Consider the following 21,905-nt stretch of genomic DNA (forward strand, 5'->3'; position numbering starts at 1 on the left):
AGGGACTGGAAACAAGCATGACACAAGCGCCTGTCGGCCTCATTACGAGCGCAGCATCCGAAAACCTTCTCCAGGACCGCCGCACGGAGATCGTCTCGACGCCCTGGGGCGATGCCACCATCCTGATGGGGCAGATCGGCGGACGAGATGCCGCGGTCAACCTGCGCTATGGCGAGAAGCTGACCACGCCAAGCCACAAGATCAATTATCAGGCCAACCTGTTCGCGCTGCACGAGCTCGGCGTGGAATCCATCATCTCGCAAAATGCCATCGGCTCGGTGAATCCGGCCATCCGCCCCGGCGACATTGTTATCTCGGACGATTTCCTCGACAAGACCAAGTCTCGCGCCCAATCGCTGTTCGATGAGAGCGAGTGCTGGGTGCGCGTGGACTTCACCGATCCGTTCTGCCCGCGCCTGCGCACCAACTTGATCGAGGCGGCGAACAGGCATTCCAACCGCGTCATCCACCGCGGCACCTTCGTCTGCACGGAAGGACCGCGCTTCGAGACGCCGGCGGAGATCCGCGCCTATGCGATGGAAGGAGGCGATATCGTCGGCACGCCGCTGGTCCCGGAGGTGATCTTCGCCCGCGAGTTGGAAATGTGCTTCGCCTCGATTGCGCCGGTCATCAATTTCGGCGCCGGAATGGCCCCCGCGGTCGTCCATTTCGGCCCCGGCAGTATGAACGAGATCTACTACAAAGAAGGGCTGCACGACCTGATCGAGAAGACGCTGATCGACGCGATCGCCGGTGTATCGGGCGAGCGCACCTGCGCCTGCGCCCGCGCGCTGGAAGGTGGCTTCCACGGCCATCCGCCCGCATGGCTGAAGCGCAAGATTGCCTGACCTTTCCACGGATACGAGTCCGCCATGAGCAACCAAGACTTGCAGACGCCGCCGGCCGGAGACACCACCCAGCCCGTCCTCTCGGTGCGCGGGCTGACGACATCCTTCCTCGTCGACGGCTCATGGCGGCCGGTGGTCAACAACCTCTCCTTCGACGTGATGCCGGGCGAGACCCTGGCAATCGTGGGTGAGAGCGGCTCTGGCAAGAGTGTCACCTCGCTGTCGATCATGCGGCTGCTGCAGAAGGGATCGAGCCGGATCGAAGGCGAGATCCGGCTCGGCGGACGCGATCTGCTGGCCCTGCCGGATGGTGAGATGCGCCATGTGCGCGGGCGCGGTATGGCAATGGTCTTCCAAGAACCGATGACCTCGCTGAACCCGATCTTCACCATCGGCGAGCAATTGGTCGAGGCGTTGACCTGCCACGGCGAAATGGGGGCGGAAGCCGCGCGGAAAGAAGCGCTGCGCCTCATGGACAAGGTGCGCATACCCAACGCGCGGGCGCGGTTCGATGAATATCCGCATCAGTTCTCCGGTGGCATGCGGCAGCGGGTGATGATCGCCATGGCGCTCGCCGCGAAACCCGATCTGCTGATTGCCGACGAGCCGACGACCGCGCTCGACGTCACTATCCAGGGCCAGATTCTCGACCTCATCAAGACCTTGCAGGCCGAGGAAGGCATGTCGGTGCTGTTCATCACGCATGACATGGGCGTGGTGGCCGAGATCGCCGACCGCGTGGTCGTCATGTATCGCGGCGAGGCGGTCGAAAGCGGCCCGACGCAGGACATTTTCTACGACGGCAAGCACCCCTATACGCGCGCGCTTCTGTCCGCCGTCCCGCGCCTCGGTTCAATGAAGGAGCAGGCATTGCCGAAGCGCTTCCCGGTGGTCGATATCGCGACCGGGAAAAGCACGGAACCGGCCACCGTCGCCGGTACGGTGGTCCGTTCGTCGCGGCCGGTGCTCGAGGTCAGGAATCTCGTCACGCGCTTCCGCACCCGCGGCGGCCTCCTCAGGCGCAGCGAAGGCGCGGTTCATGCCGTCGAAAATGTTTCGTTCGAGCTGTTCCAGGGCGAGACGCTGGCGCTCGTGGGCGAGTCCGGCTGCGGCAAATCCACGACTGGACGCTCGATTACCCGGCTCGTCGAGCCGGATCGCGGCAAGGTCATGGTCGACGGTGTCGATATGCGCAGCCTCGGCAAGCGCGCGCTGCGCCAGACGCGCCGCAATATCCAGATGATTTTCCAGGATCCGTTCGCAAGCTTGAACCCGCGTATGACCGTTGGCGCGGCGATTGCGGAACCCTTTCTCGAGCATAGGCTGGGAACAAGGGCCGAAGCGCGCGACAAGGTGGCCGATCTCCTCCAGCGCGTCGGCCTCTCGCCCGATGTGATGGGCCGCTATCCGCACGAGTTTTCCGGTGGCCAGCGCCAGCGCATCTGTATCGCGCGGGCGCTGACGCTTGACCCGAAAATCATCGTGGCCGACGAAAGCGTCTCGGCGCTCGATGTCTCGATCAAGGCGCAGGTGTGCAATCTGCTGATGGACCTGCAGGAGAGCCTGCGGCTTTCATATCTTTTCATCTCGCATGACATGGCGGTGGTGGAGCGCATCAGCCATCGGGTGGCCGTGATGCATCTCGGTGAAATCGTCGAGATCGGACCGCGCGCTGCCGTTTTCGAGAATCCGCAGCATCCCTATACGCGCAAGCTCATGGCGGCGGTGCCGGTTCCCGATCCGTCGCGCCGTTTCATCAGCCGCAGCGCCGAGGCCGACGAACTCAAAAGCCCGGTGCATCCGGCCGGCTACGAGCCGCCCGAACGCATCTATCGCGAGGTCGGCGACGGCCATTTCGTGCAGGTGGAGTGACCATAAGCGGGAGAAGACCGCCAAGATTGAAGGGGCGATCCGAGGCGCTACTCGAGAATTGACACGTAGCCCCGGTAAGCACAACGGTCGTCTGAATATCCCCCGCCCTGCGCCGCGCCCGGACCGTCCGCCACAGCCGCCGGTCCCCACCCGCTGCGCGTAAGTGGCTGGTGCGCATGAGTGTCGATCCGGAACGGCCGCGCGTCGTTCACACCATCCAGCATGCTTTCTTTCCACCGGTCATTCTCGACTGCTGACAGAGCGAGGCCGGCGCACGCGCCTTCGGAGGGGAATAGGCGCAGCCCTCCAGCAGGTTTATGCATGACTGCATTCCGGTCTGGAAGACAAGTGATGCGCCCCACGCCGGCCCTCTTCCGCCATTAGCCGAAACCGCTGAACAGGGTGCCTCGAACATCCAAGTTTTCGCCCCACGATAATTGGTGAAGTATGCCTTGACAGGCTCATGGATGTGATGACATTTTGTGATCATATTCAGCCCCTCAAGCGGGACGACAAACGAAAATAAGACTATGTTCCACCTTCCTATCTTCACGATGAAACGAGGATCTTTGGTCAACGTACAGGACTACCGCAAGGCCGCCCGGGCGGTGCTGCCGCGAATGCTCTTTGACTTTGTTGACGGGAGTGCCCTTGACGGGCAGACAGCTTCCCGAAACTGCGCAGGCTTTTCAGACTGGTGGTTCAGAGCGCACAGCTTCCGCTCAACGGCTGAGCCTGACATCTCGTGGTCGGCTTTCGGCCAGCGGCATGCCGCGCCGGTTATAATCGCGCCGACCGGCGCCTCTGGGCTGCTCTGGCCGTCGGGCGAGGCCGAGACGGCGGAGGCAGCCGCCCGGCGGGGTCATGTGATGCAGGTCAGCGCCGGATCGCTGCTCTCGATGGAAGAGATCGCTGCAGGCGGGAAGGGTGAGGGCGAACGTTGGCTGCAGCTCTTCCTCTACCGGGATCGCGGCTTGACCCGCGAATTCCTCCATCGAGCCAAGGCAGCGGGATACACGGCGATCTGCGTCACCACAGACGCCCCGGTGCATGGTCGGCGCGAGCGCGATATGCGCAATGGCTTCACCATCGATCAGCGCTTGAGACTGAGCACACTGCTTGACGCGGCCATTCATTGCCGATGGTGGTTCCGCATGCGCGGCAGCGGCAGGCTGACGCTAAAGAACTTTGCCGGCCGCGCCACCGGAAATATGAACGACATGGCTGCCTATATTGCATCGGTACTCGACCCGGACGTAACGTGGGACGATATCTCCTGGTTGCGCTCGGAGTGGGAAGGCCCTTTGATCATCAAGGGAATTCTTCACCCGGACGATGCGTGCGAAGCTATCGCCCGCGGATGCGACGGCGTGCAGATTTCCAATCACGGCGGACGTCAGCTCGACGGCACGCTTTCCGCGATCGATGCGCTGCCTGCGGTGTCGGATGCAGTTGAGGGCCGAGTGCCGATCTTCCTTGATGGCGGGATCGAGCGAGGAACTGACATTCTGAAGGCAATCGCGCTCGGGGCCACGGCCTGTGTCATCGGCCGCGCCCATCTTTGGGGACTGGCGGTTGCCGGCGGAAAGGGCGTCGAAGCGGTTTGCGACGTTCTCGTTGCCGAGCTAAGGAATGCGATGGTGATCGGCGGATGGAAGGCGCTATCTGATTTGGATCGGTCGGCAGTCACACGGCTCCCGCAGTAGAAAGAGAGGCATTCATGAACGATATATCCCGGTTGCCAGGCACGGCCCGCATGAGTTCGGCCGTGATTGTGAACGGCATTGTTTACACAAAGGGGATTACGGCCCGCGGCGGGCCCGTAGATATTGCCGGGCAGACCCGCAACTGCCTGGACCAACTCGATGACCTGCTTGCTCAGGCGGGGACTTCACGCAGCAAGCTTATCAAGGTGATGATCTGGCTCAAGGATATGGCAGACTTCGAGGCAGTGAATGCTGTGTATGACGCCTGGGTTGAACCGGGGCATCAGCCTGTTCGTGCGTGTGTCGAGGCGAAACTTGCTGATCCCTCGCTTCTGATCGAGGTCCAAGCCGAAGCGAGCCTTTGAAAAAATACCTCCCGAGGATGATTTAGGAGTTTTACCGTCATCTTGTTTTTACATCAGACATAGAATTGCGACGGCGGTCAGCCGCTACATGATGCTCTGGCCGCCTTTATGACTAGGGAGATTGCTAATTAACGCGTTCGGAGGGCGCTGCGGCTATTCCACTTGACCGGTATCGGGGCTTCGTTGCGAAGAAGAGTGAATTTTCCAATTGCAATTTTTTGCGGTTGTGATCACACTTTGGGATGGCAACGGGAGGCCTGAACAATAAGGGGAATATGAGATGAAAAGTATTCTGGCCGGTATCGCGTTTTTTGGCTTAGGCTTTTTCGCACTGCTGGGTAACGGCCTGGCCCAGGATTATCCGAGCCGACCTATTACGCTCGTGGTGCCTTGGCCGGCTGGTGGCGGCAGCGATATCCTTATGCGTCTGATCGCCGAAACGGCCCGGAAAGAACTTGGCCAGCCGGTCGTTGTTGTTAACCAACCAGGTTCTGGCGGCTCGCTGGCATTGCGCGAGGTAGCCGACAGTGAGCCCGATGGCTACACGATGAGCATGATTGCGACCGGTTTCATTGCCGAGCAGTACGGCAATCCGAATGCCCCGACTCTCGACGACTATCGCGTGATCGCTCTGGTGGGAACCGACCCTGCGGTAATCGCCGCTGGGGGCAAGACAGGCATCAGCACCCTTGATGAACTGATCGCGGCCGCAAAGGCTCAGCCGGGTGCATTGCGCAATGCCAACGATCAGCCGGGCGGCACCTCTTATGTCGCTGCGTCGCTGATGGAAAACGTGCTCGGCATCGACCTCACTCTTGTCCCTTATGCGGGTTCAGCGCCAGTTGTGCAGGCAATAGTGGTCGGCGAGGTGCAGACGGCCACACCGTCCGTCACGGATCTGATCGCCCAGCACGAGAGCGGTGAGGTAAAAATTCTCGCGGTTGCCGGCGCCGAGCGTCATTTCAAGGCCGTTGATATTCCCACTTTCACCGAACTTGGCTATCCGCTTGTGACGGGAACGGTGCGGGCTCTGGTGTTGCCGGCGGATACTCCCGACGAGGTGTTCGACGTTCTCGAAGCCGGCATCATGAAGGCTTTGAACGACGAGACCTTCCGCGAGACGGCAAAGGCATCCGGCTTCTCCATCAATCCGCTCGGCGGCAGCGAGGCAGAGGCTTTCCTCGAGCAAATGGACGAGAGCATGTACCCGGTGCTTCAGGAGGCCGGGCTCGTCAAGGTTCGCCAAAAGTGAGCCTCAAGCAACGCGGCAGCTTAGTGGGGCGGCAAGACCGCCCTGCCGAGCGGCCCGCAGTGGTCGAAGTGGTTGCCGGCACCCTGTTTGTGGTGATCGCCGTAGTCGGAGGCTGGAGCCTTTTGACCAATCCCTACCTCGAGTTGGGCCAGGTCGGAAGCGATCCCGGGCCCGGCTTCGTGCCCTGGCTCGGCGTCTGGGCAATCGGGCTGGGCGGGCTGGCCCAGATTGCATGGGTATTGATGCGCGCTCGCGCCGCGGGTGGATTGCGGGGGAGGGGCAAGTTTGTTCCTGCACGCCTATGGCTGCCCGTGCTGCTGATTGTCTCGATGGTGCTTTACCATGCAGCCCTGCGGGCGCTGGGTTTTATACCGGCCAGCCTGCTCTTTGCCGTGCCGTGGGTCGCCATCATCCACTGGCGGACGGGCGAGCGGTTCACCGCGCGCCATCTCGTTCAGTTACCGCTCGAAGCATCCCTGATCGTGGCGGCGATCTATGTCGTTTTCCACTACGGAATCCAGATACAGTTCCCCTAGGCCGGTCATGACCGAATTTCTGCCCGTTGCTCTCCAACTTCTCACTGATCCGGGTACGCTGGCATTGGCCTGTCTGGCCACATTCCTGGGAATCGTGCTCGGAGCTCTCCCCGGCATTAGTTCCACGATGACACTGGCCGTGTTGTTGCCGTTCTCCTTTTCCATGTCTCCGGGCGTGGGCATGGTCTTCTTGATCGGGGCGTTCTACGGCAGCGTTTACGGCGGATCGGTCTCGGCAATCCTGCTTAATATTCCGGGCACACCCGGGTCTATGGTCACCCAGCTCGACGGCTACCCATTAGCCCGTCGCGGCGAGGCGGGAAAGGCGTTGACCTATGCTCTTCTAGCCTCGACATTCGGCGGCATTGTGGGTTTGACTGCCCTCGTCGTCTTCGCACCAACGCTTGCCCGCGCCGCCTTCGCGTTTCAGAGCCCCGAATATGCCGTGCTGATGATCTTCGGGCTTTCGATGCTGGCCTATGCATCGCCAGGCTCGACTTTTCTGGGCATTCTTGCGGGTGTACTCGGTCTCTTGCTCGGGACAGTAGGTCTCGACATGATCACCAACCTTTCCCGTTTCGATTTCGGCGTTTCGCACCTTCAGGCGGGGATCAACTTGATACCCTTTGCGGTAGGCATCTTCGGGTTCGCGGAGATCCTGCGCCTGTTGGAACAGCCGATCGTGGTGGAAAAGGCCGCAACCCGCATCGGGTCGGTCTGGCCCAAATTCACCGAGGTCATCAGGACCTGGGCCACCGCGGTCCGATCCGCAATCGCCGGAGTGATTGTTGGCATAATTCCGGCAGCCGGTTCGGCGATAGCCGTATCCATGTCATACGCTCAGGAGAAAAAGCTCTATGAAAAAACCGAGAAATTCGGCAATGGCAATCCGCGCGGCATTGTTGCGGCCGAAACGGGCAATAATGCCGCGGTGGGCGCCGCGCTCATTCCTCTTCTGACTCTCGGCATTCCGGGAGATACGATGACGGCAGTCCTTGTCGGAGCGTTGCTCATCCACGGGCTGCAGCCTGGACCGAAGCTTTTCACGGATCATCCCGACTTCGTGGCGGCCATTTACTTGGCGCTCGCATTGACGATCCTTTTGACATTCCTCCTGGCGCTGCCTCTCATGCGGATTTTCGCCCGCCTGCTTTCGGCGCCGCCACGCTTTCTCTACGTTGGTGTACTCGTCCTTTGCGTCACCGGCTCTTTTGCGGTTCAGAATGCGTTATTCGATGTGCTGCTGATGATATTTTTTGGCGGCGCGGGGTATTTCATGCTCAAGCTGGGTATCCCAACATCACCGATCATGTTCGGCCTCGTGCTCGGCCCTCTGCTGGAAGAAAATCTCCGGCGTACGCTCATCGTTTATGGCGACTGGGCTGTGTTTTTTCAGCGCCCTGTCACCATTGGAATGCTCGCAGTGACTGCAGTTGTGCTGATGCTGCCGCTGGTCGACATTGCGCGGCACCGTTTCTGGCCGTCGCCTGTCGCTCGGCATGACTAGCGATCCGCGAACGCCGCATCATCAGCATTGAGCATTCGTGTTCGCCATCCGGAGGGGCTCAGAACGAGCTTGACAGCGGACTGATGTGATCACAAAATGGAATCACAAGGAGTTTGATCGTGGTAACAATTTCATCGATAGAAACGCGCCTGGTTCGCCTGCCGACCCGACGCGTGCATAAATGGACTGGGCTTACTGAGCCCATCGGACAGTATCTTCTGGTCAAAATGACCGGCTCGGATGGAACAGTCGGCTGGGGCGAAGCCCCTGCACTCAAGGACTGGGGCGGTGAGTTCGGGCGTTATTTCGGGGAAAGCACAGCGATCGTGGAGACGGTCATTTCCCGATATCTCGCCCCCGCGGTCCAAGGCCTGGAGGTGGGCCATCCCGCCGTACTCCATCAGAAGATGGACGCCATCATCAAGGGCTATCCCTATGCAAAGGCGGCGTTGGATTTCGCCTATTATGATCTCACAGGAAAGGTATTGGGCGTGCCCGTCCACGTCCTTCTGGGCGGCAAGCTGCGCGACACTGTGCCGGTGACCCATTCCATTGGCCTTCTCAATATCGAAGAGGCGGTCCGGGAGGTCGGGCAAGTCGTCCGCGACGGCATCCGCACAATAAAGATCAAGATCGGCGTCGATCCAGATCGCGATGTCGCGATCGTTGAAGCCATTCGCCGCGAAGTCGGACCGGACATCTCGTTATGTGTGGATGCCAATGAGGGCTATACGACCCCCGGTCAGGCAATTCAGGCGGTTCGCCGAATGGAGGCCTCACGCCTCATCTATGTAGAGCAGCCCGTCATGGGCATAGAGCGCATTGCCGCCGTAGCGCGTGCCATCGAGGCTCCGGTTATGGCCGACGAGTCGGCATGGAACGCGCACGACGTCATTCAGATCGTTGCCCAGAATGCCGCCCAGATCGTCTCGATCTACACCACAAAGCCCGGGGGTCTTTACAGGGCCATGCAGGTTTCCGCGGTCTGCCAGGCCGCCGGCATCATTTGCAACGTCAACGGCTCGGTCGAAACCGGCGTCGGCAATCTCGCCAATGTCCATCTCGCCGCCGCCGCGCCCGCGGTCACCCTTTCCAACGTCATCCCCGTCTCAATGCCGGCCGAGCATCTCAACGGCCGGATCGGCGGCATCTACTATGCGGACGATTTGCTGGCCGAGCCCATGACCTTCGAGGATGGAGGGATCAGGGTTCCGGACGGGCCGGGCATGGGCTTGCCCATCGATCCGGCCAAGGTGGACAAATATTCGGTCACGATCTGAAGAGAAGCACGATGCGCAAAGCCATTACCGAGAAACTTATTGGGCTCATGAAGAATGAGGGGTTGGATGCGATCGTGACGTCTTCCCCGGAAAATTTTGCTTACGTTATGGGCTTTGTCGTGCCCACCCAGCCCCTGCTTCGGCACCGTCATGCCATGACAATCCTGACGGCCGACGGACGGGCAAGCCTGTTCGGTGTGGACATGGAAGCGAGCACCATCGCCGGCAAGGCACCGGACATGCCGCTGACTGTCTGGCGGGAATTTCACGACGATCCGATGGTTGTCCTTGCCGGCGCACTAAAGGAGGCAGGCCTTGGTGAGGCAGTGATCGGTCTCGAAATGGATTATCTTCCGGCCGGAGATTTCACTCGGCTCGTCGCACAGATGCCTAAGGCGCGGTTCGTTGCTTGCGAGCGTCAGCTGTCTCGCGCGCGCCAGATCAAGACTCCGGAGGAGGTGACGCTCATTCACCGGCTGTCCCGGATCGCCGACCAGGCCATCGCCGACAGCTTCGCCGGCGTGCGTGCCGGCGACACTGAACTTGATATCGCCGCCATCCTGACCCGGCGCATCTATGAAATCGGGGCCGAGAACTTCAAGCTCCTCATCGTGGCGACGGGAGAGCGCAGCCAGCTTCCCAATGTGGGTCCGACAGACCGTGTGTTGACCAAGGGCGACATCTGCCGGGTGGAGATCTTTTCCGTTATCAACGGATATCAGGCTGGTGTTTGCCGCACAGCCTATGTGCAGGAGCCTCCAGCAATGGCCGATGAGATCTGGAAGCTCATGATCGAGTGCAAATACGCGATCCTGGAAAAGATCCGGCCCGGTGCGAGCTGCCTTGCAATTTATCAGGATTTCATCGCCCGGCTGTCCCGGCTCAATCTTCCGCCGATCTCCTTTGTCGGCCATGGCATCGGTCTTCATCTGCATGAGGATCCCTATTTGGGCACGACGCCGATACTCGGGCATCCGGGTCAGGACGCCGTGCTGGAGGAAAACATGGTGCTCGGCTTCGAGCCGCTGTGCTACCGCACGGGCTTCGGCTTCGGTGTGCAGAACAAGGACGTGTTGCACGTTACCGCGACGGGTTCTCAGCTCCTTTCCGACTATTCCAACACCGACGTTCTCATCCGGATCGACTAAGTGGAAGGAGCGTTTGCAATGGGCAGCCAGGTCGACATCCTGTTTTCAGGAACGGGCTACTTCACTGAGATCATGCTTGGCGACATCGCCGCGACTGCGAAGTCTCCGCTGCGCATTGTTATCGGCGGGCGTAATCCCGTTAGAATGAAATGGCTTGTGGATGCCTGCCAGTCGCGAGCGACGATCTACGGTACCAGCGCCACGTTCGAGAGCGTTCATCTCGATTCGAGTTCGCCTGAGGCGTTGGCCGAGCCGCTCTCAAAATTGCGGCCGCGAGTCGTTGTCCAGTCGGCCTCGATCCAGTCACCGTGGCGCGTCGACAACGGAGAAAGCCGATGGTCCGACCTTGTGGCGAGCGCCGGGTTTGGGTCGACAATTGCCTTCCACACGCTGCTCGCTTGGCGAATGGCCTCCGCGCTCGAAATGCTGGGCTTAGATAGCCTTTTCGTCAACACGTGCTATCCAGACGGCGTCAACCAAGTGCTCGCCGCCGCTGGAAAGCCGCTCACCACCGGGGTGGGAAATGTTGGCATTTTCCCGGCGCTGATCGGCGGGCGGCTGCCTGTGGAGCAACGTGCTGATTTGCGTGTGCTTGGTCACCATCGGCACCTGGTCGAGTGGCGCAAGCCCGTTGGGACCCGCGGGGGCAAGCCTGTGCGCGCGTGGCTCGGTGACGAGGAAATCGCGGACACGGAAGCCATAACTCGTGATATCCAGCTTCCTTACCGTGATTTGAACCTAATTTCGGGGGCGAGTGCGGTGCCGGTGCTTCTTGCCCTGGCTGGAGAGGGGCGGCGGCGCGCGCATGTTCCCGGCCCGCAAGGCCGACCCGGCGGGTATCCCGTCATGGTCGATCGAGACGGGGTCACCCTCGATCTGCCCAAAGGACTGACCGAGCATGAGGCGATCGCCTGGAACCGTCAGTTCGAAGATGCCGATGGCGTCAGTGTGAAAGAGGGCAGGGTGGTTTACGCCGAGCATACTCAGGAGGCGCTTCGCGCCCATGATCCGGATATCGCGAACGGCTTTGCCGTGACGGAGGTAGAGGACGCGGCAGCAGCCATTGGAGCATTGCGCGAGCGGCTGGGAGGCTGACCGGCGAAAAAGGAAACCTAATATGAAAGTGCTTGTAATAGGCGCCGGCAATGGAGGCGCGGCCGCGGCAGTCGAGCTGACGCAAGCCGGTCACAATGTGACGCTTTATGCGCGTTCAGAAGAAACGCTGGCCCCTTTTCGCCGGGACGGCATTCGTTTTGCGGGTGTGCTGGGGGAAGGGCGCGTGCGACCTGCTGCCATTACCACCGGTCTTGGCGAGGCTGTGCGGGACCAGCATGCGGCAGTCGTCGCGCTACCTACTTTTGCGCATGCCGGAGTTGCCCAGGCGCTCCACGCGGCGGGCTGGGACGCTCGGCGCCCGATCATTCTTAATCCGGGGCATACTGGGGGAGCCCTCGAGGTTGAGACTGTGTTCCGACGGCTTAGCGCCGCCGTTCCTCCGATCGTGGAATTTGCGACCCTGAGCTATGTCGCGCGCAAGCCGGAACCTGATTTCGTCAACGTCACCGGCCGTGCGAAGGCTTTGCGCGCAGCGGCGCTGCCCGGCTGTTCCGACGCGCTTGAAATTGCCTGCGCGCTTTTTCCCGGCGCCTACGATACAGGCGACGTAATTGCCAGCGACCTAAGCAACGTCAACATGGTCATCCATCCGCCAGGGGCGATGCTTGGGGCAGCCTGGGTCGAGGCGACGGGGGGCGACTTCACCTTTTATGTGCAAGGCATGACGCCGGGGGTGATCGGGGTCATGCGCGGACTGGACGCGGAACGCAGAGCAATCGCACGCGCTTTCGGTCACGAATTGCCGACGATAATCGCAGAGATGCGTGCGATCGGGACCGTGCCGCCCGACGCCCAGGACGACGATTACTTGGCGATCGCCGCTGGAGAGGCCAACCGGAAGATCAAGGCGCCTGATAGCCTGCGCCATCGGTACTACATGGAGGATTTTGCGCACGGGCTCGTGCCGCTGCTGGTTTATGCGCGATTGGCCGATGTCCCCACGCCGACGGCGTCGGCGCTTGTGGAACTCCACGCAAGCATGACAAGGGACCTGCCCAAACCAGCAATGCGCGATGCGGCGGCAATGGGGCTTGAGAACGCGACGATGGATATGTTGCAAAGGCGCGCCGGGATCAGGTGAACCGCCGATCATCACTTGAGGCCGTGCCGGTGATTTGTGACGAGGAGTTGGAACCATGTCCCTTGCACTAAACGAAGCACGGTTGGGCAAGGCTGCCCACCCCAGCCTCGTGGAGGCCATGTATGAGCCTCTCATCGCGCAGGACATCGAGATGTTCGATGCTTATCTGGCCGTCGATCTGGCCCATGTCATCATGCTTGCCGACAGAGGCATCATAGGGCCTGATCCGGCACGTGCCTTGGTCGGCGTCCTCTCGAAATTGCGGTCCGATGGGCCGGCATCGATCAAAATCGACGCATCGTTCGGGGGCTTTCTGCTGCAGGTCGAGCGGCATATCGCGTCCGTATCCGGTCCGGATGCGGCGGGAATGCTTCAACTGGGACGAAGCCGGATCGATCAGAACGCTGCCGTGGCCCGCGTCTACGCGCGCAATTCGCTCATCTCAGTCATGAATCAGCTCGTCGACCTCCAGGGCGTGGTGCTTGATCGCGCGCGGGAGTGGAAGGCGGTAATCATGCCTGGTTACACGCATTTGCAGCACGCGCAGCCCTGGGTGCTCGGACACTATCTTCTAGGCCAGCATGATGTCTTTCAACGCGATTTCCAACGGCTGGTCGGGGTCTACGGACGAACCAATCTGGGATCGCTGGGTGGGGTCGCCCTTTCAGGCACATCCTGGCCGATCGATAGGCGCTACACGGCAGAGTTGCTGGGCCATGCGGGAATAGTTCGAAATTCGAAGGACGCGGGCAATTTCGTGATGGATCACCAGCCCGAGCTCGCTGCCATGCTCTCGATCCTGATGAGCGCGCTGGGACGTTTGGCATCGGAACTCTACATATGGTCGTCTTGGGAATTCGGCCTCGTGGAACTGGATGAAAGCCTTTGTGGTACCTCCAGCATCATGCCGCAGAAGAAGAATCCCTATGCCCTGGAGCGTATTCGCGCCTTGGCGGGAGAGGCGATTGGTTGGCTGCCCGGCCAACTGGGGCTGTTCAAGACACCCACGACCAGCGATTGCGACCGCTCCTTCTCGTCCGGCATCACGCCCTGCTTCAAGGCCACGCGATGGGGCCTCCTGCTGATGAGCGAGGCGCTGCGCACGATGCGAATCGACGAAAACCGGATGAGGGAGCGCGCAGGGGCTTTCTGGAGCACAGCGAGCAACCTTGCCGATCTCATCGTACGTGAAAGGGGGCTGGATTTCCGTCGCGCCCATCATGTGGTCGGCGCCCTGGTCAAGACGGCCGTTGCGGACGGGCTTCGGCCGAGCGATGTCGGAGCGGCAGAGGTCGACGCAGCGGCCAAGGCTGTGCTTAGCCGATCCCTGGACTTTACCGACGAGCAAATATCGACGGCTCTCAACTCCGCCGAATTCGTTGCCACGCGGGTGAGCGAAGGAAGCATCGGTCCGCAGGAAATAGAGAAGCAACTGAACCTGGCGATGGAGGATCATGCTGCCGCCCGTTCATGGATGGAGGAAGAGCGCGCCAGGCTGAGCGCCGCGGAAGACAGGCTGGCGGCGGCTGCGTCCCGCATCATAGCCGCTGCTTGACGCTCACCGGGGTATGGTCTCGCTTCGCTGGCCTACATAGCTCGCGCGCGGCCGGATGACCCGGCCGTCACTGTGCTGCTCAAGCGCGTGCGCGATCCAGCCGACGCTGCGCCCCAGGAGGAACAGGAAAAGCGCCGTATCCTGCGGCAAGCCCAAGGTATGGCGCAGGCCAACAAGCGCGAAATCTATGTTGGGCCGATGCCCCGATAGCTCGAAGACAACATCGCTCAGCTCCATGCGGAAGCGGTCTTCAGGGAGCCAGTGCAGCAGTTCGTTGGCCCGAGGATCGGCAACAAGGTAAAGCGGATGGCCGAAGCCCGGCAGTCGTTCACCTAGGCGCAGCTTGGCATCGATGAAAGCGCGCAGGTTCCCGGCCTGCCGGGCCTGCTCAAAGAGCGCTTCCACCATCGGAATCTGCCCGCCGTGGCGAGGACCGCTCAGGGCGGCCAGTCCGCCCGTCACAGCGGCGGCCAGCGAGCCTCCCGTGGAAGCCACCACACGGGCCGCGAAGGTCGAGGCATTGAGTTCGTGGTCGGCGACAAGAACGAGAGCGCGGCGGAACAGGTCTGCGGCCTCCACCCTGTCCCAATGGCGGGCAAGCGCTTCATGTACCGGTAGCTCTGCAATCGGACAGCCCGCGCCGGCCCATTCCAGCATCCGGACGATGCTGGCGGCACTCGGCCAGAGATTTCTTTGATCGCGCCGCCAGATGGTGGGAAGGTCTGAGGCATGAAGCGCCAGAATAAATTGGCACTTGGCGACAAGCGAAAGCTCATGCGGCGGCTGAAGCATTGCATGCGTGAATGGCAGGGCGAACGGATCGGTACTCCCGCATCCCCACAAAAGGCGAGCCGTGCTCTCAAGTGTAGCGTGGCGAGAGAATTCAATGGCATCGATACCGCGATAGAAGAGCGTGTCGTTGCTGATATGGCTGAGCGCCGAATTCAGCACCGGCAGTCCCCAATCAAGTGCGTTTGCCGCGGCCTCGCGCGGCTTGCGCCCCAACGCCTTGCGCGCGGCGATCGCCTCCAACTCTCGCGCGTCGTAAAGCTGACGCCGCGGGTCCGCCGGGTCCACTTCCGCTCTGATCTGACCCCGGCTGACATAAGCATAAAGGGTTTGCCGGCTCACGCCGAGAATGGCCGCGGCACGTTCGGAACTTACAAGGCGTTGTGTCACTGCTTTCTCATGTTGATTATATGTATCAATCTTGACGATATCATCAACTGGCCATTTCTTGAACAGGTAACCAGCCAGGAGAAAGTAATGGCCACACCTTTTACGAAGGCGCGGTTGGGTAAAGATGCTCGCGCAACGCTGATCAACGCCGCCCATCTGCCGGTTCTCAAACGCGAACTCGACATGTTCGATGCCTATGTTCGCGTCGATCTCGCCCATATCACCATGCTGGCAGAGCAAGGCATCATCCCGATCAAGGTTGCCAAGGCTTTGCTTGGGGCACTACAGGACCTGCGGCGCGCCGGTCCCCAGGGGCTGGATGTGAAGGGCGAGCTTGGCAGCATTCTTTTGCAGGTCGAGCATTATCTGGCCGAAAGGGTAGGGGCAGAGAGCGCAGGCTACCTGCAGCTCGCGCGAAGCCGCATCGATCAGAATGCCACGATTTCGCGCGTGCATGCACGGGACGAGCTGCTGCACGTCGCAGAGCGGATCGTCGATTTCCAGAAAGTTATTCTGCAGCGTGCCGAGGAATGGGCCGACGTACTGATGCCCGGCTATACCCATCTGCAGCACGCGCAGCCCTGGATATTGGGTCACTACATGATCGGCCAGCACGACGTGTTCGCGCGCGACCTGCAGCGGGTTATCCAGACCTATGATCGGGTGAACCTCAGTTCGCTCGGCGGACTTGCCCTGGTCGGTACCAGCTGGCCGATCGACCGTGAGCGGACCGCTTTCCTGCTTGGACACAGCGCTCCCATCCGCCACTCCAAGGACTGCGCCGGCTTTGCCATGGATTATCTGGCTGAAGTGGGCAGCTCGCTGTCGATCCTGATGTCGGGGCTCGGTCGTCTCGCGTCGGAGTGGTACATCTGGTCCACCTGGGAGTTCAATCTCATCGAGCTTGACGAAGGGTTGTGCGGCACTTCGAGCATCATGCCCCAGAAGAAAAACCCCTATGTCCTAGAACGCGTCCGCGCACTGGCGGGCGAGTCCATCGGCTGGACGGCTGCGCAGCTTGGAATGCTGCGCACGCCAACGACGGTGGATGCCGACCGGTTCTTCTCGACTGGCAATGTGGAGTATTTCCGCGTGGCGAATTGGGCGCTCGACCTGATGCAGGACTGCGCCGCAACAGTCCGTATCAATCGGGAACGCATGCGCGAACTGGCTGGCGCCAACTGGAATACCGCGAGCAACCTCGCCGACGCCATCGTGCGCGAATGCGGTCTTGACTTCCGCAGCGCGCACCAGATTGTCGGCGCCTTGGTCAAGGCTTCGATCGAGAGCGGCACGCACTCGCGTGATGTCGGATTGGCCGAAGTGAACGCGGCGGCAAGAGCCACGATAGGGCGCGAAATTTCCATGACAGACCAGCAGATTCACGACTCCCTCGACCCTGAGCAATTCGTGGCCACCCGCGTGAGCCAGGGGTCTCTCTCCAAGGCCGAGCTGCAGAAACTGTTTGATATGGCCCGAACGGACATTGCGGCGTCCGAAAAACAATTGGCATCGGAACGGGCGCGGCTGGCACGCTCGGAAGCCGCACTTAACGAGGCTATAACGGCGATCTCTATGCGAGGGTAGAACCCTCCGGGGCGGGCTCGCTGCCGTGGTGCGCCCGTCTTCCATTCGATCTGGAGCGGATACACGCGCCGTCAAACAAGAGGAGTCTCATCTTGATCACATGATGTGATCACGATATGTTGTGATCGCGGGCAGCGACAGTGATCGCGCTTGGCTCACCAATATCGAATGAATGCCTTCGCGCTTCAAGCTTCACAAATAAGAACCAGAGGGAGATTATTAAATGTTATCGACCACCATATCGAAGGCCATTGCGCTCACACTTGCGGCAGTGGGGTTACTGCTGCAGGTCGAATCCGCAGCGGCCCAGGGATATCCTGAGAGGACAGTGCGCCTCATCGTGCCCTTCGCTGCGGGCGGCGGTGTCGGAGTCTTCGGCCAGCAGCTTGTTGCCCATTTGGGGCCCGAACTGGGACAGGAGATTGTCCTTGAATATCTTCCGGGTTCAGGCGGCATGATCGGAGCTGCAGCAGTCGCTCAGGCAGCCCCAGACGGCTATACGCTGTTGCTGTCGACCGCCGGGCCGATCGAGGTCAGTCCCGTTACCTATGAAAACGTGCCTTTCGACCCGATCGAGGATTTCGAGCACATCACCCGGCTGGGCAGCGTTCCCTACATTCTCGTCGCGCACAAGAAGCTGGGTGTCAAAACGCTTGAGGAGTTCATCGAACTCGCGAAGAAGCAGCCGGGGGCGCTGAGTTACGGCTCCTCCGGATCAGGCACGATAAATTTCCTGGCCGCAGAACTGCTCAAGATCCGTGCCGGTATCGATCTGGTTCATATCCCCTATCAGGGCAATGGCCCCCAGATGGTTGACCTTGTGGCAGGACGGCTTGATGTCTCCATGCTGGTACCCAACGCCATTACTCAATATGTCGACGACGGCACGTTGATTCCGCTTGCGACCACCGGCAGCGAACGCTCCAGCAATTATCCCGATGTCCCCACCTTCAAGGAACTCGGGGTCGATGTCGAAGTCAGCAGCTGGTATGGCATCTCCGCTCCCCGCGGCACGGATCCCAAGATTATTGCCGCTCTTGACGAGACCTCCCGCAAGCTCATGCAGGGGGATAGCCTGCCTGCCGAGCTAAAGGGCCTGGGCATCGATGCCGATGTCAGCGCTTCGCCCGAGGAGTTCGAGAAGGATATAGCCGCTCAGCTTGCCCTCTGGGCGCAGGTCATGAAGCAGGCTGGTATCGAAAAGATCAAATAAACCAGGTGAAAACGGCCGGCAGCCCTGCCGGCCATCCCGCCTTAACGCTTGCCCATTCGAAAGGGGCGACGATGCGATACAAGATCAACAAGAACACGATCTCCGGCTTGGTTTTGTCGGCCCTGGGACTGTTCTTCATGCTGTATAGCATGTCCAACTACAGGATCGGGACTCTGCAGCAGATGGGGCCAGGCCTTTTCCCGATCATCATGGGATCGATTCTCTTCGTGCTTGGAATGATGAACTTTCTTCAGGGCCTCTCCGAGACGAATTGGGGCAAGATGGAGTTTGAATTCCGCAGCTTCGTGACGATCATCGGATCGATCGTTTGTTTCGGCATCGTTGTTCCTGTTTTCGGCGTCATTCCGGCTGTCGTGTGCATGCTGCTGCCGGCAGTGATGGCCGAGAGTAGGCTTAGTCTATTGGAATCCGCTCTCATCATTCTCACCATGTCGGTCGTCGTCTATATCGTATTCGAGGTCCTTCTTCACATGCCGCTGCGCCTTTTCCGCTATCCGTTTTAAGGAGAGCTGGGATGCTGGACAACGTGATCCTTGGCCTCAGCGAAGCGCTGACGCTCAACAATCTTTACTGGTGTTTCGTCGGAGTGTTCTTCGGAACCTTCCTAGGCGCTCTTCCCGGCATCGGCACCATGGTGGCGATGTCCCTTCTCTTTCCACTCACCTTTCACCTCGACCCGGCCGCCGCCATCATCATGCTGGCAGGGATCTACTATGGTACGGCGTATGGCGGCTCCACCGCTTCAATCCTACTCAATCTACCCGGCACGCCCGCTTCGGCGGTCGCGTGTTTTGATGGACATCAGATGGCGAAGCAGGGGCGCGCCGGAATCGCCTTGATGGTTTCGGCCATTGGCTCTTTCGTTGGCGGGAGCATCGGCATCATCCTGATGATGACGTTCTCACCCCTGATCAGTTCCCTGGCGCTGTCGTTCGGCCCCTCCGAATATGTCGCTCTCATCGTACTCGGACTCGTGGCGGCATCGTCCATCAGTTCCGGTTCCCCGATAAAGGGAGTAGCGATGATCGTGCTCGGCATTCTTCTGGGGCTTGTCGGCATTGACGTGAACAGCGGCGTTCCGCGGTTTACGTTCGGGAGCATCGAATTCTTCGATGGCATTGCCTTGGTGGCGCTGGCGATGGGTCTGTTTGGAGTCGCGGAAGTCGTGGTCAGCATACGGGAGGCTGCCGATATCCCGGCGGCGGCGAGACGCGTGCCGTTGCGTTCCATGGTGCCGACCCGCGATGACGTTTCACGATCCTGGAAGCCGATGCTCCGCGGATCCGGCATTGGCGCCTTTCTTGGGGCGCTGCCGGGGACGGGCGCCACCATCGCCTCCTTCATGTCCTACGCGGCGGAGCACTCTCTGGCCAAGGATCCGTCCCGTTTCGGGAAGGGGGCTATCGAAGGTGTCGCCGGACCCGAGACCGCCAATAATGCGGCTGATCAGACCGCCTTCATTCCCACACTCACCTTGGGTATTCCCGGTACTGCCAGCATGGCGCTGATCCTCGGCATCCTGATGATGCATAATATAACGCCGGGCCCCAATCTGATCGTTAACCACCCGGACCTCTTCTGGGGCGTGGTCATGAGTTTCTGGATAGGCAATATCCTGCTCGTGATCCTCAACCTGCCGCTCATCGGCATCTGGGTGCGACTGCTGACGGTGCCTTACAGGTATGTGTACCCGGCGATCCTAGTCTTCGTCTGCGTTGGGATATACAGCGTCGAGAGCAAGGGATTCGATGTGCTGGTCGTAGCGGCCTTCGGCGCCGCGGGCTATATCATGCGTCTGCTTGGGCTCCCGCCAGCACCCCTCTTGCTCGGCTTCGTTCTTGGGCCAATGCTGGAGGAGAATTTCCGAAGAGCGCTGCTGATGTCGCGCGGCGACTTGGCAACATTCATAAGCCTGCCGATCAGCGCTCCGGTCCTCGCCTGCGCGGGGTTGATATTGACAACATCCCTGGTGCTCTGGGTCAGAAAGCTGAATTCGGCTCGGTGAAAAATTGAAGCTTACGTTAAAAGAATTATGACCTCAGCCGCGCCGAAGAAGGCGCGGCTTATTCTTCGAGGGAGGGGATCTCCAGCTGGAAAGCCTAGATCTCTCGAACGGCTTGAATCTGTGCCAGGCTAAGTCCGTTTAAACTCATCGAGCAACCACTTGCGGAACGCTGCGGCCGCGGGCGGCAACCTGAAATTCTCGTTGCGGGTCAGGTAGTAGTGCTTATTCGTTCTGGTGGTGATGCCCCAAGGGCGCACTAAATCTCCCGTGGCCAACTCTTTCTCGATGAAACGTGGGTGGACGAGTGCGATTCCGTGGTCGCTCTGCGCCGCCGCAAAGGCGGATTCGCTGCTCAAAAAAACAATTCGCTCTTTTGGGTCGACTTGCTGAAAGCCGGCCGCCTCCTTCCAGAGATGGAGATGGTCGGGAGTGTTGGAGCTGTCCAGAACGACAAAATCCGAAAAGCTGTAGGGAGCACCAATTTTTTCACGCTTCAGATATCGTGGGGTGCAGACCGCGGTTATCTCTTGGGAAATCAGCATTTCCGATTTCACTCGTGGCCAGTCACCCGAACCGAGCCGTATCGCGATATCTGCGCGCGGAGAAATGGCGTCGCTCGAATCTCCGGTCAGCACGTCCAATTGTATCTTCGGCGAGCTTGATCGAAAGCGTTCGAGCCGGGGGAGCAGCCACGCTCTAAGAAACCAAGGCGCGCACCATAGAACCAGGCGCTCACCGTCCGGCCTAATGGCAACTGCCTTTGTCACTGCGCGAATGTCTTCGAATGCTTGGCTAATCCCCTTGAAAAAGATCTGCCCGGCTTTGGTGAGCCGCACCTGTCTGTGGTTCCGTTCGAAAAGAGGCTGCCCGAGGGAAAGCTCGAGCTGCTTCACCTGCTTGCTTACGGCACCCGGGGTGATGTTCAGTTCTCCCGCGGCCAGCAGGAAGCTCTGGTGTCTCGCCGCAGCCTCAAAAATCCGAAGTGTGGTCAGCGGCGGAAGCTGCGTTTCGCTTGGCACAGCAAAGGGCCTTAGATGAATTCAGTTCACTTGAAGCGGAGCATTTGTCGTTTGTCAATCCAAACCCTCCTGTTGTTATTTCGAGGCGACAAACCGTGGAAGAGCAATGATATCGACCAACGAATTCAAAGCAGGGATGCGGCGGCTTGTGTCCGGCGTTTCGCTAGTGACCACTCTGAGCGCCGAGGAAAAACATGGTACTATCGTGACGTCTGTCACCTCCGTTTCCGCCGATCCTCCGACGTTACTCATCTGCCTGAACCGAGGCAATTCCTGCCACGACGCCGTGATGAGCTCCAGAGTCTTTTGCGTGAATCTCCTGGCGCGGCGTTCGGAAGAAATTTCGAGAAGGTTTGCGTCTCCGCAGAATCGGGAGCAACGTTTCCAGATTGGCAACTGGACGACGCTGGTCACGGGGGCTCCGGTCTTGCAAGACGCCATGGCTAGCTTCGACTGCCGGGTTTCCCATTCCATTGAAGCTCATAGCCACACGATCTTCTTGGGACATATCGAAGACATAAGACTGGCTGAAACCTTGCCGCCGCTTCTTTATGGAAGCGGCATGTATGGCGATTTCACACCAGCCCCTATGTGAGGTAGGCGCTTACTCAGAAA

The 21,905-nt window shown here is 60.1% G+C and carries 19 protein-coding genes; 17 read left to right on the forward strand and 2 right to left on the reverse strand.

Annotated features, from left to right (window positions below; all coding sequences use genetic code 11):
- Positions 1-17: 17 nt before the first annotated feature.
- The 12 genes from GNP00_RS10730 (at position 18) to argH (GNP00_RS10785) (ending at position 14,266) form a co-directional block, all read left to right on the forward strand.
- Positions 18-848, forward strand: coding sequence for a phosphorylase family protein (locus tag GNP00_RS10730; protein ID WP_011581730.1), 831 nt, complete (start codon positions 18-20; stop codon positions 846-848).
- 24 nt (positions 849-872) lie between these two features.
- Entirely contained in the window at positions 873-2,720 is a 1,848-nt protein-coding gene (locus GNP00_RS10735) for an ABC transporter ATP-binding protein (protein WP_011581729.1), read from the forward strand.
- A gap of 569 nt (positions 2,721-3,289) precedes the next feature.
- A complete protein-coding gene (locus tag GNP00_RS10740) occupies positions 3,290-4,426 on the forward strand; it encodes an alpha-hydroxy acid oxidase (protein WP_166016051.1) in 1,137 nt (378 codons plus the stop codon).
- 14 nt (positions 4,427-4,440) lie between these two features.
- Positions 4,441-4,791, forward strand: a complete 351-nt coding sequence (locus tag GNP00_RS10745) for a RidA family protein (protein WP_011581727.1) — start codon at positions 4,441-4,443, stop codon at positions 4,789-4,791.
- Positions 4,792-5,071: 280 nt separating this feature from the next.
- Positions 5,072-6,043 (forward strand): Bug family tripartite tricarboxylate transporter substrate binding protein, encoded by a 972-nt coding sequence (locus GNP00_RS10750; protein WP_011581726.1) that lies wholly within the window; start codon positions 5,072-5,074, stop codon positions 6,041-6,043.
- Positions 6,040-6,579, forward strand: coding sequence for a tripartite tricarboxylate transporter TctB family protein (locus tag GNP00_RS10755; RefSeq protein ID WP_011581725.1), 540 nt, complete (start codon positions 6,040-6,042; stop codon positions 6,577-6,579). The genes GNP00_RS10750 and GNP00_RS10755 overlap by 4 nt, the downstream gene beginning before the upstream one ends.
- A 7-nt stretch (positions 6,580-6,586) precedes the next feature.
- Positions 6,587-8,086, forward strand: coding sequence for a tripartite tricarboxylate transporter permease (locus GNP00_RS10760; RefSeq protein WP_011581724.1), 1,500 nt, complete (start codon positions 6,587-6,589; stop codon positions 8,084-8,086).
- A gap of 119 nt (positions 8,087-8,205) precedes the next feature.
- The gene (locus GNP00_RS10765; protein WP_011581723.1) at positions 8,206-9,366 is read left to right on the forward strand and encodes an enolase C-terminal domain-like protein; all 1,161 of its coding nucleotides are present in this window, start codon (positions 8,206-8,208) and stop codon (positions 9,364-9,366) included.
- Positions 9,367-9,377: 11 nt separating this feature from the next.
- Entirely contained in the window at positions 9,378-10,514 is a 1,137-nt protein-coding gene (locus tag GNP00_RS10770) for a M24 family metallopeptidase (protein ID WP_011581722.1), read from the forward strand.
- An 18-nt stretch (positions 10,515-10,532) separates the two neighbouring features.
- The gene (locus GNP00_RS10775) at positions 10,533-11,609 is read left to right on the forward strand and encodes a hypothetical protein (RefSeq protein WP_011581721.1); all 1,077 of its coding nucleotides are present in this window, start codon (positions 10,533-10,535) and stop codon (positions 11,607-11,609) included.
- Positions 11,610-11,631: 22 nt separating this feature from the next.
- Positions 11,632-12,711 carry an NAD/NADP octopine/nopaline dehydrogenase family protein gene (locus tag GNP00_RS10780; protein ID WP_011581720.1) on the forward strand — a complete coding sequence of 360 codons (1,080 nt, stop codon included), beginning with the start codon at positions 11,632-11,634 and terminating at the stop codon, positions 12,709-12,711.
- Positions 12,712-12,766: 55 nt separating this feature from the next.
- Positions 12,767-14,266 (forward strand): argininosuccinate lyase, encoded by a 1,500-nt coding sequence (gene argH / locus GNP00_RS10785; RefSeq protein ID WP_011581719.1) that lies wholly within the window; start codon positions 12,767-12,769, stop codon positions 14,264-14,266.
- Between the two features lie 3 nt (positions 14,267-14,269).
- Here argH (GNP00_RS10785) and GNP00_RS10790 read toward each other — a convergent pair whose 3' ends face one another.
- Positions 14,270-15,445, reverse strand: coding sequence for a citrate/2-methylcitrate synthase (locus GNP00_RS10790; RefSeq protein ID WP_011581718.1), 1,176 nt, complete (start codon positions 15,443-15,445; stop codon positions 14,270-14,272).
- Here GNP00_RS10790 and argH (GNP00_RS10795) point away from each other — a divergent pair.
- The 4 genes from argH (GNP00_RS10795) (at position 15,386) to GNP00_RS10810 (ending at position 20,271) form a co-directional block, all read left to right on the forward strand.
- Complete coding sequence (argH, locus tag GNP00_RS10795) at positions 15,386-17,032, forward strand: argininosuccinate lyase (RefSeq protein ID WP_343034317.1); 1,647 nt, start codon at positions 15,386-15,388, stop codon at positions 17,030-17,032. The two genes, GNP00_RS10790 and argH (GNP00_RS10795), sit on opposite strands and share 60 nt — an antisense overlap.
- A 223-nt stretch (positions 17,033-17,255) precedes the next feature.
- Positions 17,256-18,245 (forward strand): Bug family tripartite tricarboxylate transporter substrate binding protein, encoded by a 990-nt coding sequence (locus GNP00_RS10800; protein WP_011581716.1) that lies wholly within the window; start codon positions 17,256-17,258, stop codon positions 18,243-18,245.
- A gap of 71 nt (positions 18,246-18,316) precedes the next feature.
- Positions 18,317-18,769 (forward strand): tripartite tricarboxylate transporter TctB family protein, encoded by a 453-nt coding sequence (locus GNP00_RS10805; protein ID WP_011581715.1) that lies wholly within the window; start codon positions 18,317-18,319, stop codon positions 18,767-18,769.
- A gap of 11 nt (positions 18,770-18,780) precedes the next feature.
- Entirely contained in the window at positions 18,781-20,271 is a 1,491-nt protein-coding gene (locus GNP00_RS10810) for a tripartite tricarboxylate transporter permease (RefSeq protein WP_011581714.1), read from the forward strand.
- Positions 20,272-20,399: 128 nt separating this feature from the next.
- On the opposite strand, the gene GNP00_RS10815 is transcribed toward GNP00_RS10810, so the two are convergent.
- On the reverse strand, positions 20,400-21,290 hold the full coding sequence (locus GNP00_RS10815; protein WP_011581713.1) for a LysR substrate-binding domain-containing protein: 891 nt from the start codon (positions 21,288-21,290) through the stop codon (positions 20,400-20,402).
- A 106-nt stretch (positions 21,291-21,396) separates the two neighbouring features.
- Here GNP00_RS10815 and GNP00_RS10820 point away from each other — a divergent pair, with 106 nt between their 5' ends.
- Positions 21,397-21,885: a flavin reductase family protein gene (locus GNP00_RS10820; protein WP_011581712.1), complete on the forward strand. Its 489-nt coding sequence runs from the start codon at positions 21,397-21,399 to the stop codon at positions 21,883-21,885.
- Positions 21,886-21,905: the final 20 nt, after the last annotated feature.

This window comes from Chelativorans multitrophicus, from assembly GCF_011317445.1.
GTDB lineage: Bacteria > Pseudomonadota > Alphaproteobacteria > Rhizobiales > Rhizobiaceae > Chelativorans > Chelativorans multitrophicus.

Coding starts and splice junctions, on each gene's coding strand:
- GNP00_RS10750 (WP_011581726.1), top strand. CDS start 5,072: ATGAAAAGTATTCTGGCCGGTATCGCGTTTTTTGGCTTAGGCTTTTTC.
- GNP00_RS10745 (WP_011581727.1), top strand. CDS start 4,441: ATGAACGATATATCCCGGTTGCCAGGCACGGCCCGCATGAGTTCGGCC.
- GNP00_RS10735 (WP_011581729.1), top strand. CDS start 873: ATGAGCAACCAAGACTTGCAGACGCCGCCGGCCGGAGACACCACCCAG.
- GNP00_RS10730 (WP_011581730.1), top strand. CDS start 18: ATGACACAAGCGCCTGTCGGCCTCATTACGAGCGCAGCATCCGAAAAC.
- GNP00_RS10780 (WP_011581720.1), top strand. CDS start 11,632: ATGAAAGTGCTTGTAATAGGCGCCGGCAATGGAGGCGCGGCCGCGGCA.
- GNP00_RS10775 (WP_011581721.1), top strand. CDS start 10,533: ATGGGCAGCCAGGTCGACATCCTGTTTTCAGGAACGGGCTACTTCACT.
- GNP00_RS10770 (WP_011581722.1), top strand. CDS start 9,378: ATGCGCAAAGCCATTACCGAGAAACTTATTGGGCTCATGAAGAATGAG.
- GNP00_RS10820 (WP_011581712.1), top strand. CDS start 21,397: ATGATATCGACCAACGAATTCAAAGCAGGGATGCGGCGGCTTGTGTCC.
- argH (WP_011581719.1), top strand. CDS start 12,767: ATGTCCCTTGCACTAAACGAAGCACGGTTGGGCAAGGCTGCCCACCCC.
- GNP00_RS10810 (WP_011581714.1), top strand. CDS start 18,781: ATGCTGGACAACGTGATCCTTGGCCTCAGCGAAGCGCTGACGCTCAAC.
- GNP00_RS10800 (WP_011581716.1), top strand. CDS start 17,256: ATGTTATCGACCACCATATCGAAGGCCATTGCGCTCACACTTGCGGCA.
- GNP00_RS10760 (WP_011581724.1), top strand. CDS start 6,587: ATGACCGAATTTCTGCCCGTTGCTCTCCAACTTCTCACTGATCCGGGT.
- GNP00_RS10805 (WP_011581715.1), top strand. CDS start 18,317: ATGCGATACAAGATCAACAAGAACACGATCTCCGGCTTGGTTTTGTCG.